The sequence below is a fragment of the Xanthomonas cissicola genome, assembly GCF_008801575.1.
In the GTDB taxonomy this organism is placed as follows: Bacteria; Pseudomonadota; Gammaproteobacteria; order Xanthomonadales; family Xanthomonadaceae; genus Xanthomonas; species Xanthomonas cissicola.
On the sequence record NZ_VZPL01000032.1, the window covers coordinates 36,990 to 50,622 of the forward strand.

General features: G+C 64.6%; 7 protein-coding genes and 2 pseudogenes. 8 read left to right on the top strand and 1 reads right to left on the bottom strand.

The genetic code is table 11. From position 1 onward, the window contains the following. Position 1: 1 nt before the first annotated feature. The 6 genes from F7R02_RS14460 (at position 2) to tkt (ending at position 9,404) form a co-directional block, all read left to right on the top strand. Positions 2-463 carry a DUF4381 family protein gene (locus F7R02_RS14460; RefSeq protein WP_078589136.1) on the top strand — a complete coding sequence of 154 codons (462 nt, stop codon included), beginning with the start codon at positions 2-4 and terminating at the stop codon, positions 461-463. Next, on the top strand, positions 460-1,467 hold the full coding sequence (locus F7R02_RS14465; RefSeq protein ID WP_078589138.1) for a vWA domain-containing protein: 1,008 nt from the start codon (positions 460-462) through the stop codon (positions 1,465-1,467). Before F7R02_RS14460 ends, F7R02_RS14465 begins: the two co-directional genes overlap by 4 nt. Then, a complete protein-coding gene (locus F7R02_RS14470; RefSeq protein ID WP_078589140.1) occupies positions 1,464-3,269 on the top strand; it encodes a VWA domain-containing protein in 1,806 nt (601 codons plus the stop codon). The genes F7R02_RS14465 and F7R02_RS14470 overlap by 4 nt, the downstream gene beginning before the upstream one ends. Then, on the top strand, positions 3,266-5,014 hold the full coding sequence (locus F7R02_RS14475; protein ID WP_078589142.1) for a BatD family protein: 1,749 nt from the start codon (positions 3,266-3,268) through the stop codon (positions 5,012-5,014). The genes F7R02_RS14470 and F7R02_RS14475 overlap by 4 nt, the downstream gene beginning before the upstream one ends. An 883-nt stretch (positions 5,015-5,897) precedes the next feature. Continuing rightward, the gene (locus F7R02_RS14480; RefSeq protein WP_078589144.1) at positions 5,898-7,178 is read left to right on the top strand and encodes a dicarboxylate/amino acid:cation symporter; all 1,281 of its coding nucleotides are present in this window, start codon (positions 5,898-5,900) and stop codon (positions 7,176-7,178) included. Positions 7,179-7,403: 225 nt separating this feature from the next. Further along, complete coding sequence (gene tkt, locus F7R02_RS14485; protein ID WP_078589146.1) at positions 7,404-9,404, top strand: transketolase; 2,001 nt, start codon at positions 7,404-7,406, stop codon at positions 9,402-9,404. Between the two features lie 247 nt (positions 9,405-9,651). Here tkt and F7R02_RS14490 read toward each other — a convergent pair. Next, positions 9,652-10,584 (bottom strand): annotated as a pseudogene (locus F7R02_RS14490) (alpha/beta fold hydrolase); the annotation flags it as partial. Between the two features lie 315 nt (positions 10,585-10,899). On the opposite strand from F7R02_RS14490, the gene fhuE reads away from it, so the two are divergent. Further along, positions 10,900-13,086, top strand: coding sequence for a ferric-rhodotorulic acid/ferric-coprogen receptor FhuE (gene fhuE / locus F7R02_RS14495; protein WP_078587495.1), 2,187 nt, complete (start codon positions 10,900-10,902; stop codon positions 13,084-13,086). Between the two features lie 479 nt (positions 13,087-13,565). Continuing rightward, positions 13,566-13,633: pseudogene (locus F7R02_RS27545) on the top strand (transposase); the annotation flags it as partial.

Sequence of the window (13,633 nt, forward strand, 5' to 3'; positions counted from 1 at the left end):
AATGTCCCCGCAGTCGCTGCTGCTGCGTGATGTGCATCTGCCGCCGCCGCCGTCGTGGTGGCCGCTGGCACCGGGCTGGTGGCTGGTGATCGCGGTGGTCGTGCTGGTGGTGGGGAGCGCATGGGTCTGGTGGTGGCGCCGGCGCCGGCGTCAGCGCCGCTGGCTGGCTGCTTTCGATGCGGAACTGGCGCGCGCCACGACGCCTGCGCAGCGCCTGGCGGCCGTGTCGGTGCTGCTGCGACGTGCGGCGCGGCGCGTCGATCCGCAGGCCGACCGCTTGCAGGGCGAGGCGTGGTTGCAGTTCCTGGACGGGCGCAAGCGCAAGGAACCCGTGTTTTCGCAGGGGCCGGGCAGGGCTGTGCTGGAAGGCGGTTTCCAGCGCGCACCCACAGTCAGCGATCTGCCGGCGGTAGAAGCGTTGGCGCGGCAGCGCTTTGTGGCGCTGATGCGGGGCCGGCGGTGAACTGGTTGCAGTGGTCGCAATGGCAGGATGGGTTGGCGCACTGCGCCTGGCCATGGGCGTGGTGGTTGATGCCCTTGCCGTTGCTGATGTGGTTCTGGCCGCAACGTCGCGCCGATACGGCCGCACTCCGTGTGCCTTACGCGGAGCAGTTGCAGGCAGTGGCACAGGCGACAAGCGCGCCGGTGCTGCGGATGCCGCGTTGGCTGGCGTGGCTGGCTTGGTTTTTGCTGTGCGCCGCGCTGGCACGTCCGCAGCAACTGGGCGAGGTGATTCAACCGCCGCGCGAGGCGCGCCAGATGATGTTGGCGGTGGATCTGTCGGGCAGCATGAGCGAACCCGACATGGTGCTCGGCGGCAAGGTGGTGGACCGGCTCACCGCCGCCAAGGCCGTGCTGTCGGACTTTCTGGATCGGCGCGACGGCGACCGCGTCGGCTTGCTGGTGTTCGGCCAACGCGCGTATGCGCTGACACCGTTGACCGCGGATCTGACTTCCGTGCGCGATCAGTTGCGCGATAGCGTGGTGGGCTTGGCCGGGCGCGAAACCGCGATTGGCGATGCGATCGCCTTGTCGGTCAAACGCCTGCGCGAACAGAAGCAGGGCCAGCGCGTGGTGGTGTTGCTTACCGATGGCGTCAACACCGCTGGCGTGCTCAATCCGTTGAAGGCTGCGGAACTGGCCAAGGCCGAAGGCGTGCGCGTGCACACCATTGCGTTCGGCGGCAGTGGCGGCTATTCCTTGTTCGGGGTGCCGATTCCGGCCGGCGGCGACGACGACATCGACGAAGACGGGCTGCGCAAGATTGCCCAGCAGACCGGCGGACGCTTCTTCCGCGCCCGCGATACCGACGAGCTTGCCGGCATCTATGCCGAGCTGGATCGGCTGGAGCCAGTCAAGGGGCTCGGGCCTTCGGTGCAGCCGCGCGTGGAGCGTTACTACTGGCCATTGGGTGCGGCAATCGTCATTGCCCTGCTGGCCTATGTACTGCCGCGGAGGTGGCGATGAACGCGCTGGCCGAACTGGCAGAGCCGCTGCAGTCGCTACATCTGTTGCGCCCGATGGTGTTGTGGGCGCTACTGGCGATCGTACCGGCGGCAGCGCTGTGGCACTGGCGTCGCCGCGATGCCGATGTCTGGCGGCAGAGTGTGGATGCGCATCTGTTGCCGGAGCTATTGGCCGCCGGCGGTCGGCGCGGATGGCTGGGATTCGTGCTGGCTGCGCTGACCTATGCGTTGGCAGTGATTGCGATGAGCGGGCCGAGTTGGCGGCAGACCGAGCGTCCGGTGTTTCAATCGAGCATGCCGCTGGTGGTGGTGCTGGATCTGTCGTCCAGTGCCAATGCAACCGACCTGCCGCCTTCGCGCCTGCTGCAGGCGCGCGCCAAGCTGGCGACGCTGCTGCGCAAACGTGCCGGTGGTGAGGTGGCATTGCTGGTCTATGCAGGCGAGAGTTTCACGGTTGCGCCATTGACCGAAGACAGCGCCAACGTGGCCTTGTTTCTGGATGCGCTGTCGCCGTCGGTGATGCCGGTCGATGGCAAGCGTGCAGACCGGGCGATCGATGCGGCCGCGCAGCTGTTGCAGCAGGCCGGCTTCAAGCAAGGCGAGATCCTGCTTGTCAGCGATGGCGCAGATAGCTCCGCCGAGAGTTCGGCACGGGTGGCACGTTCGCGCGGTTTCAGTGTCTCTGCGCTTGGCGTGGGCAGCGAACGCGGCGCAGCGTATCGCATGGCCAGCGGCGAGATTGCGCAGGCCAAGCTCGACGAAGGCAGTCTGCGCACCCTGACTGCGCAGGGCGGCGGGCGGTATGCACGCATCGCGCCGGACGATGTGGACCTGCGCGCCTTGGGCGTGCTCGATCCGTCGCAACAGCCGTTGGCCGATGAAACCGCCGAGTCCGATGGCGGCAAGAGCTGGCTCGATGAAGGCTATTGGCTGGTGCTGCCGGTGATGCTGCTGTCCCTGCTGGCGTTTCGCCGCCGCGCGGTGGTAGCCGTACTGGCGATGGTCTGCGTGCTGCCGCTGGCGCAGCCCGCGCACGCGGCCGATGGCACCTTGTGGCAGCGGGCCGATCAGGTGCAACAACAGCGCCTGGACGCCGGCGTGCAGGCATATCGCAAGGGCGATTTCGCGGCGGCACAGAAGGCGTTCGAAGCGGTGCCAACCGATGAGGGGCTGTACAACCTCGGCAATGCGCTGGCGCGACAAGGCCAGTACGACGCCGCGATCGCGGCCTACGACCGTGCGCTCAAGCAACACCCGAATCAGCAGGATGCCATCGCTAATCGCGCGGCGGTCGATGCGGCGCGCAAGCGTCAGCAGCACAACAACAAGGATGGCAAGGGCCAGGACGGCAAAGGCCAGTCCAAGGACCAGAAGCCATCCGGTCAGGATGGGAAGGGGCAACAGCAGGCCGGCCAGGATGGGCAGAACCAGCAGGACAGCAAGAACCAGCCCTCCCAGGCGCAGCCGCCACAGGACGGCAAGTCGCAAGATGCGCAGGCCAAGGACGGGCAGGGCGAGCAACGCAAGCAAGACACGCCGCCCCAATCTGCCGATGCCAAGGCGCAGCAGCAGGCTGATGAGGCACAGCGTCGCAAGATGCAGCAGGCCATGGCGCAGGCGGGTGACAAGCAGGCCGATGCCAGCGGCAAGCAGGAGGCCGCCGTCGCCGGCGAGACGCCGGAACAACGCGAGCAACGTCAGGCGGTGGACGCATGGCTGCGGCGGGTGCCGGACGATCCGGGCAGCCTGCTGCGTACCAAATTCAGGCTGGAATACGAACGCAGGCAACGGGACGGACGATGATCGGCAGACAGCACTTACGTCGCGCGGCAATCGGCATGCTGGCCAGCGTGGCACTGTTGGCGTGCGCGCCGGTGGGTGCAGTCACGCGCGCGTGGCTGGACCGCGACAGCGTCAATGCCGGCGATGTGGCGATGTTGAATATCGAAACCGACCAACGCGGCGTCGACCCGGATTACACGCCACTGCGCACCGACTTCTTGTTGGGCGCCAAGAGCGCCAATCAGCAGATGCAGGTGGCCAATGGTTCGGTGACGGTGCGTGCCTTGTTCGGTGTGGTGCTGACGCCGCGCAAGAGCGGCGAACTGATCGTGCCGGCGATACGCGTAGGCAATGAACGCACCGAACCGCTGCGCCTGCAGGTGGTTGGGGCGGCGAACGATCCCGCAAGCAGCTCCGGCAACGCTGCCGGCGTGCCGAGCGCAGCGCAGGGCAATGAAGAAGCCTTCGTCCAAACCCAGGTGGACGACCCGCAACCCTACGTGCAGCAAAGCGTGGGCGTGGTGGTGCGGTTGTACTTCGCCACCCAGCTGGCATCGGGCGAGTTGGATCTTGAGGCCCCGGATGGGGCATCGATGCAGCGCGTCGGCGACGACGTCAGCTCGGTCAAGGTCGTGAACGGACGCCAATACAACGTGGTGGAGCGGCGCTACCTGCTGGTCCCCGAGCGCAGCGGTCGCCTGCTACTGCCGCCGGCACGTTTCAACGGGCGTTCGGTGGGCGGGTTTTTCGACGACTACTTCGGGCGCGGAAACGGTGAGCTGAGTGCGCGCAGTGCGAGCATTCCGTTGCAGGTGCGCGCGCAGCCGGCCAATGCGCCGCAGCCGTGGTTGCCGTTGCGCAGCCTGCAGTTGCGCTACACGACCACGCCACAGCGGGCGACCGCCGGTGAGGCGGCCCAATTCGTGGTGGAAGCCAGTGCGCGCGGTGCGACCCAGGCGCAGTTTCCCGAATTGCCGACGCCCAGCGTGCCCGACGCGCAGGTGTTCGCCGAGCCGCCGCAATTCGAGGAGCGCTTCGTGGACGGCTCGCCGCAACTGCGACTGACCCGGCGCTATTCGATCGTGCCCAACCGCGCCGGTCCGTTGGTGGTGCCCGGGCTGCAGATGGCGTGGTGGGATGTGGGGGCAGGGGCAGCCAAGACGGCTTCACTGCCCGATCTGACGCTCGATGTCGCGGCAGGTAGCGGCGCGTTTGCGACGCCTGCGCAGGCACCCACGCCGCATCCGACACCCGATCAATCGGCGTCGACACCCGATCGCACGCTCACCCTGCAAGCACCATCGCCCGCGCAACCGCCGTGGGGGTGGATCGCGGCGGCGATCGGATTTGCGCTTTTGTGGATCGCCACGCTGGTGTGGGCGTTAGTGCGTCGGCGCGGTGCTCAGCGCGGTGCATCAGGCGGCACCGGTGGTGACGGCAGCAATGGACCTGCTGAGGTTGGGCGCGCGACCCACGGCGTGGCCGAGTTGCGCCGCGCGCTCGACACCGGCGGCATGGACGATGTGGCGGCGGTGCTCTGCGGCATGGCCGGCGTTGCCGATATCGACGCAGTGGTGGCGGCGTTGGCAGACCCGGCGCAGCAGGCAGCGGTGGCGCGCATGCAGCGCGCACGCTGGGGCGGCGATGGCGATGTGACCGGCGCGCGCGCCGCCTTGCGCGAGGCATTCGCCAAGGGGCCACGGTGGCACCATGCAAGCGCAGCCGAACCGGAGGTGCTGGCGCCGTTGTATCCGCCTGCGCCTTGATCGACGGCGTCGCATTGGTGGCGGCTTGGAACGACTGAGATATTGGCTGCGCAGTTTCCGCGCGGTTGCAGTCGGTGCGACGGATGGGCTGCAACAACGGTACTTCGATTCCTGGTGGGGAATCTGCGCTCACGCAACAGTGGCTCGTTAGATTTCGTTGGCCGCTATTACTCGCTTTGAGCGGCGACGCTGCCTTGCAGCGCTGATAAGGCATTGATTCTGGATGCGCGTGATCTGCCGACTGTGCGGAAGAGAGCGAAGAGCGTTGGCGCTTCGGCGTTGCTGCAGGGCCCTTGCTCGCCCACCCTCGCAGGACACGCTGCAAGTACGTCCTTGTAAGCTCCTTGGCGGCATCCATGTCGCCAAGGGTCCCGCGACGGTGAGCGGGCAAGGAACAGTCGCGGTAGTCGGTATGTATGGTGCAAGCACTGCATTACGTGTTGCTGGTTCGCTAGTGCGCATGCCCTTCTGCGACCCGCACCACTAAGCCCTGCGCTTACCAGACGCTAGGCCTTCTATTGAGTCAGCGAACAGCGTGCTGGTGCGGCGTCCTCGCCGCTTGCGGGACCGTTGGCGACATGGATGCCGCCAACGGTCCCCCAGGGACGGCTTCACGGCGTGTCCCGCGAGCGGCGAGGCACCGCGCACCCGCCGCGCCAGGCTTTCGACCTGAGGCATCTGACGACGTATAAGCGCCGCTACGAGATTCCGTTGCCGCACACAGGTGCCGAACAGCCAGGCGGATTGTCAGTTCCAAGGCCTGCATCACCCAACATCGAAAGACCCCCACCCGCAGGCAGATGCCTAGGCGACTCCCGGGTAGGTGGCCGCATCCATGGCGTTTGTTAAGCTCCGGTCTTTGTGTCCACCAAGGCCTGACCAGATGACAGCATCCCCAGCCACGCGCCGCCCGGGCCTGCCCCTGCATTGGAAGATGGGCATTGGCTTTGCCGTTGGCCTGTTGTTGGGTCTGGCTGTCTACTACCTGGCCGGCAGCGACGCCGAGTGGGTGCGTCTGGCGACCAAGTACGTCACCACGCCGTTTTCGCAGGTCTTCCTCAATCTGATCTTCATGCTGATCGTGCCACTGCTGTTCTCGGCGCTGGTAATGGGCATTTCCGAAATGGGCGACATCCGCGCGCTGGGGCGGGTGGGGTGGCGCACCCTGGGCTATACCGTGGTGCTGTCCGGTGTGGCGGTGTTGCTGGGGTTGGTGCTGGTCAACGTGCTCAAGCCCGGCGCGGGCGTGGACCCGCAACTGGCCAACCAGCTGATCCAGGAAAACGCCGAGCGCACCCGCGAGATCATTTCCAGCTCCGGCACGCAGCCGCAGGGCATGGACATGCTGCTGTCGATCGTGCCCAGCAACGTGATTGCCGCGGCGTCGAGCAACGGCGCGATTCTGTCGCTGATGTTTTTTGCGGTGATGTTCGGCGTGGGCATGGTGCTGACCGAAGACGAAAAGGTCGCCACGTTGCGGCGCGGCATCGAGGGGGTCTTCGAGATTTCGATGACCTTGATCGGGCTGGTGATCCGTCTGGCGCCGTATGCGGTGGCGTGTTTCATGTTCAACCTGGCCGCGCTGTTCGGCTTCGATCTGCTGATTCGTCTGGGCGCCTATGTGGGCGTGGTGGTGCTGGCGCTGGGCCTGCACATGGTGGTCAGTTACGGCATTGCGGTGAAATTCGCCGGACGCTCGCCGCTGGGCTTTTTCCGCCAGACCCAGGAAGCGACGGTGATGGCGTTCTCGACCGCCTCCAGCAACGCGACCCTGCCAACGGCGCTACGCGTGGCCGACGAGATGGGCCTGCCGCCGCGCGTGTCGCGTTTCGTGCTGACCGTGGGCGCCACCGCCAACCAGAACGGCACCGCACTCTTCGAAGGCGTCACGGTGATCTTTCTGGCGCAGTTCTTCAACGTGGACCTGAGCCTGGGCCAGCAGTTCATGGTGATGCTGGTCTGCATCCTGGGCGGGATCGGCACGGCCGGCGTGCCGTCCGGCTCGCTGCCGGTGGTGGCGCTGATCTGCGCGATGGTCGGGGTCAACCCGGTGGGTATCGGCATGATCCTGGGGGTCAACCACTTCCTGGACATGTGCCGCACGGCGCTGAACGTGACCGGGGATTTGGCGCTGACGACCTTGGTGGCCAAGGGCGAGGAATAGGGACTAGGGAATAGGGAATGGGTAAAGCGGGCTGGTGCGAGCATGGGGTGTGACGGTGAGCTCCACGTCTGGCGACGGTGATTAGGCGCACGGGTGATTGCATCGACCAAACGGCAACGCTGCATCCGACTCTCCATTCCCGATTCTCGATTCCCCTAACGCGCTGTGTGGGAGAATAGGGGTCTCCGCTTCCAGCGGTGTTTCCCTCCGCTTCCATAGACGCCCATGACCCAGCCCACCCGCCGCCAGCTGGCCAACGCCATCCGTTTTCTTGCCGCAGATGCGGTCGAAGCCGCCAAGTCCGGTCATCCCGGCATGCCGATGGGCATGGCCGATATCGCCGAAGTGCTGTGGAACGACTTCTACCGGCACAACCCGAACAATCCGCAGTGGTTCAACCGCGACCGTTTCGTGCTGTCCAACGGGCATGGGTCGATGCTGCAGTACGCGCTACTGCACCTGTCCGGCTACGACCTGCCGATCGAACAGCTCAAGCAGTTCCGCCAGCTGCACAGCAAGACCGCCGGTCACCCCGAGCGCAGCGAAACTCCCGGCGTTGAGACCACCACCGGCCCCCTCGGGCAGGGCTTTGCCAATGCGGTGGGCTTTGCACTGGCCGAGAAGTTGCTGGCGCAGCGCTACAACCGCCCGGAGCTGGAAATCGTCGATCACCGCACCTGGGTGTTCATGGGCGACGGCTGCCTGATGGAAGGCATTTCGCACGAAGCGGCGTCGCTGGCCGGTACCTGGGGCCTGGGCAAGCTGGTGGCGTTCTGGGACAACAACCAGATTTCCATCGACGGCAATACGGCCGGCTGGTTCAGCGACGACACCCCGGCGCGTTTCGAGGCCTATGGCTGGCACGTGATCCGCGATGTGGACGGGCATGACGCCGACAAGATCAAGGCCGCCATCGAGACAGCGCTGGAAAACACCGACAAGCCCACGCTGATCTGCTGCCGTACCAAGATCGGTTTCGGTGCGCCGACCAAGGCCGGCAAGGAGTCCTCGCATGGCGCTCCGTTGGGCAAGGACGAGCTGGAAGGCGCGCGCAAGGCGTTGGAGTGGCCGTACGGCCCGTTCGAAATTCCCGAAGAGATCTACGCCGGCTGGCGTGCCGGCGGCACCGGTACCTTGCGTCAGGCCGAATGGGAGCAGCTGTTCGACAAGTACGCCAAGCAGTACGGCGCGCAGGCCGACGAGCTGACCCGTCGTTCGCATGGCGAACTGCCGGCCGACTTCATCGCCAAGGCCGATGCCTACATCGCCAAGGCGCAGGAAGAGGGCCAGACCATTGCCTCGCGCAAGGCCTCGCAGCTGGCGATCGAAGCGTTCGCGCCGCTGTTGCCGGAATTGATCGGTGGCTCGGCCGACCTGGCGCACTCCAACCTGACCTTGTGGAAGGCCAGCAAGTCGGTCGCCACCGACGACCCGGACGCCAACTACGTGTATTACGGCGTGCGCGAGTTCGGCATGACCGCCATTGCCAACGGTCTGGCGCTGCATGGCGGGTTCATTCCGTTCGACGCCACCTTCCTGGTGTTCAGCGACTACGCACGCAACGGCGTGCGCATGAGCGCGTTGAACCCGGCGCATGCGATTCATGTGTACACGCATGACTCGATCGGCCTGGGCGAAGACGGCCCGACCCATCAGCCGGTGGAACATCTGGCCTCGCTGCGCTACATCCCCAACAACGATGTGTGGCGCCCGGGCGATGCGGTGGAATCGGCAGTGAGCTGGAAGGCGGCCATTACCCGCAAGGACGGCCCAAGCTGCCTGATCTTCAGCCGCCAGAACTTGCAGCACCAGCCGCGCAGCGCCGAGCAGCTCAAGCTGATCGAACGCGGTGGCTACGTGCTGGCCGATGCCGAAGGCGGTACGCCGGACGTGATCCTGATCGCCACCGGCTCGGAAGTCGGTCTGGCAGTGGAAGCCAAAAAGACGCTGGATGCGGCCGGCCTCAAGACGCGTGTGGTGTCGATGCCGTCGACCGATGTGTTCGATCGCCAGGACGCGGCGTACCGTGAGTCGGTGCTGCCGAACGCCGTGCGCAAGCGCGTGGCGGTGGAAGCGGGGGTGACCGGCTTCTGGCGCAAGTACGTGGGCCTGGATGGCGATGTCGTCGGCATCGACACCTTCGGTGCCTCGGCGCCGGCCGACCAGTTGTATGCGTACTTCAAGATCACCGCAGAGCACGTGGTGGCCGCAGCCAAGGCGCTGTAACGCCTTGCGTGGTGCTTGAAAGAAAAAGCCGGCGAAAGCTGGCTTTTTTGTTGGATTTCGTGAGCGATGCGCGGTCCGTCATCGTTCAACGGACGCCTTGCGTGTTTCAGTGCGCGTCGTTGGCCAGCGCCGCCGCACGGATCCTGGTCAGCACCTTCAGCTGTGCGGCCATCATTGGCGGATTGGGATCGTGTCCTGTGCGTGGCAGCAGGAGAAATTCCTTGCTCGGTGCAGAAAGACCATCGAAATAGGCTTTGCTGATTTGCGCCGGAGTCACCAGATCCTGTTCGCCCTGAATCAGATAGACCGGCATGGCGAACTGCGGCCCGAGCGTGCGCAGATCGATCTGCGGGCCCATGCCGTCGCCTGCCAGCCCGACGAACTGCAGGAAGGAATAGTCTTCCCCGGCTTCATAGGCTGCGCGGTAGTCTGGCGTGTCGTACTCCGCCGCGAAGGTAAACCAGTCTTCCGGCGCCGGGTCGGTACTCAAGGCTTCGTATTTGCGCGTCAGGCGTCTCAGGACTCCGAAGTTGCGTGGGTTTGTCCATGGCGGCGGGCCGATCTTCTCCAGCTTGCCGAGCGCATCCGCATCGCTGGCTGCGCGGGCCAGGCTCAGCGTCTTGGCGTAGCTCGACGCCATGTCGTCCTGGTAATTGACCAGTTGCGCCGTGCCGACATAAGCGTGGAACAGGTTCGGATTCGCCTTGGCGATAGTGACGGACAGTGCCGAGCCCCACGATCCGCCCATCAGGATGAGCTTGGATTTGCCCAGCCGTTGCGAGGCATAGCGTGCGACCTCGCTGCCGTCCAGGGTCAGCCGCCGCATGGTCAGCCGCTCTCCGTCGGCAGGCTTGCTTGCCGCGTAGGTCTTGCCGGAGCCGCGTTGGTCCCACTGCACGATGGTGAAATCGCGCGTCCAGCTGCCGAACAGGCGATGCGCGAACGGCGTGTTGGGGTTGCCCGGCCCGCCATGGACGATCAGCACCACTGGATTGCGGCAGTCCTGGCCCTCGATCGTGACCCATTGCTGGATGCCTCCGATCTGCACAAGACCTGCCTCGTGTACGGCCCTGCCGGGTACCCGGCAAGCGTCATTCAAGGGCGTTTTTCCAGACGCCGCAGCACTCACTGCCGGCGCGCACACCAGCAGTAGAGCGATAGCTACCCAGCATTTTGTCATGTGATTCGCGTCGTAGCGCGTTCCGTCATTGCATCAGCCACCTGTTCAGCAGCAGCTCCCGCTCCGAGTGTGGCGCCTATGCGAGTTCGGCTGCAATGGCTGCGGTTGGACCGGGAGTTGCAAAAATGCGCTTCCACCTGAGGTAGCGCTCGCTTGGATCGAGCAATGCCAAATAAATGCCAATCCGGCTATTTAAAATGTGAATCATTCCCATTAAAATGGTGCGCTGCCGCGGTTGCGCGGCGCGTCCTCCCCTTTGTTCGCCGTCCGGCACTGCCGTGATGGGTGCCCTCGACTGTCTGTGCCGGAGCTGTGATGAATCGTCCTACCGTAATGCGTCTCCTTCCCATTGCGCTGCGCCCGCGCGCGCTGTCGCATGCGGTGTTTGCCGCGCTGTGCACCCTGTCGGCAGGGCAGGCGTTGGCCGAAACGCCGGCCGGCGACGCGGAGGTCACCACCCTGGATCGGCTCAATGTGCAGGGCGAGCAGGTCAAGGGCTACACGGTGGAAAAGACCACCGCCGGCACTCGGATGAACCTGTCGCTGCGCGAGATTCCGCAGTCGGTCACGGTGGTCACACGCGATCGCATGGACGACCAGAACCTGCAGAGCATCACCGATGTGCTCAACAACGTTACCGGCATTTCGGTTGCGCAGAGCGATAGCGAGCGGCTTGAGTTCTATGCGCGCGGGTTCTACATCGACAACTACCAGTTCGACGGCATTCCGGCCTACATGGAGCAGGCCTGGAGCTACGGCGATTCGGCGCTGGACGTGGCGCTGTACGACCGCGTGGAAGTGGTGCGCGGCGCGACCGGCCTGTTGACCGGTTCGGGTAATCCGTCGGCCTCGATCAACCTGGTGCGCAAGCATGCGGTCAGCCGCGATTTCACCGGCACCGTATCGGTAGGCGGCGGCGACTTCAACAAGACCCGCAGCGTGGCCGACGTCACGGTGCCGTTGAGCCCTGAAGGTACCGTGCGCGCGCGTGTGGTGGGCGTATACCAGGACGGGGAATCGGACATGGACCGCTACAGCCTGCGCAAGAAGATCGGCTCGGCGATCATCGATGCCGACCTCACCGACAGCACGTTGCTGAGCGTGGGCTACGAATACCAGAAGAAGGAATCGGATGATGTCACCTGGGGTGGCTTCCCGCTGTTCTACAGCGACGGCACGCGTACCGACTACAAGCGTTCGTTCAATCCGGCGGCCGACTGGACGTTCTGGGACACGCGTCTGCAGCGCACCTTCGCCAGCCTGCAGCAGAGCTTCGACAACGGTTGGACCCTCAAGGCCAATGTGAGCCACGAAAAGACCGAAGCGGCGAATCATCTGTTTTATCCGTACTACACCATTTTCGGATTCGATCGCAATACCGGTGCCGGCGTGGTGCCGTATTCGGGCAACTACCAGACCGAGCGCAAGGCCGATGGCGCCGACGTCTATGCGGAGGGCCCGTTCCAGCTGTTCGGTCGCGAACATCAGTTGGTCGCCGGCGCCAGCTACAACCGACGCGAGTACGTCAACAACGGCACCTACGATTTCCCCGCGCCGCTGGACAGCTACCTCGGCTGGAACGGCGCGTATCCGGAGCCCAATTGGAGCCCGCGCACGGTACAGAGCGAAGGCACCATCACGCAGAAAGCCGCCTATGTGGCTGCGCGTTTCTCGCTGGCCGAGCCGCTGACCCTGCTGGTGGGGGCCCGCTATACCGACTGGCAGATCGATGGCCGCAACTTTGATTTCACCACCCAGCAGCTGCTGCCGTTCGCCGACACCCAGACCGAAGTCACTCCGTACGCCGGACTGGTGTACGACATCGACGATGTGTGGTCGACCTACGTCAGCTACACCGAGATCTTCAACCCGCAGACCTTGCGCGATGCCAACGGCGGCTACCTGGATCCGCTGAGCGGCAAGGGCTACGAAGCCGGCGTCAAGGCAGCGTGGTTCGACGATCAGCTCAACGCTTCGCTTGCGTTGTTCCGTATCGAGCAGGACAACCTCGGGGTGGCGACCGGCGGCTTCGTTCCGGGCAGCAGCGAATCGGCGTACGAAGCGGCCAACGGCGTCGTCAGCGAAGGCTTCGATTTCGAGCTGTCCGGCCGCCTCACCCAGGGCTGGAATGCCACCTTCGGCGCTTCCCACTACACTGCGCGTGACGACAGCGGCACCTCGATCAATACGCACCTGCCACGCACCACCATCAAGTTGTTCAGCAGCTACACCCCGCAGGGCGCATGGAGCGATCTGACCGTAGGCGGTGGCGTCAACTGGCAGAACCGTTCGTACTACGTGGACCCGGTGTACGGCAACTTCCAGCAGAGTGCCTACGCCCTGGTCAGCGCGTTCGCGCGCTATCGCCTGTCGCCGCAGTTCTCGGTGCAGCTCAACGTGGACAACTTGCTCGACAAGCGCTATTACGCGCAGTTCAACGGCGGTTATGGCGCATGGGGCGCATCGCGTAACGGCATGCTGACTTTCAATTACACGTTCTGATCACAGGCGGCGCCGGGCACGATCTCAGTGCCCGGATCGTTGCCGTCAAACCGCACAGGCACCTTGCGAAAGGTGCCTGTGTTTTTTGTAGCGGCTGGATTTCTGGCAACTTGCAAGTTTGGTCCGGTTGTCTGACTAAGAGGGTTACGCGCTGGTGATCCTCGATCAATACACTGCACCGTTCACGGTTTGTCCGGCGATGCCGCCCGCTTGGTGGACACGCTGCCGATGCGCGGCACTGGTTGGATCTATGTGCAGGGGATCAGGGAGCTTTGGCGGACTGTGGGTATTGTAGATGTATCTTCAAGAAATCAGTATTGCCATGCCAGAAAGTAAAGGGAGATACGCCTGGAAATTCTGGATGGGTACCTGATGTCATGCGTCTCGAAGGAGGGCTTTGCACTCTTGTACCGACGTCCACCCAATTTTGAGTAGCGCCTCAGTTTGGAGTCCAATTCCCTACCCCGAGGAGATTGGACGTGAAGAAACGTTTTACTGACGAGCAGGTCATCGGCTTTCTGCGCGAAGCCGAAAGCGGCGTGGCGAT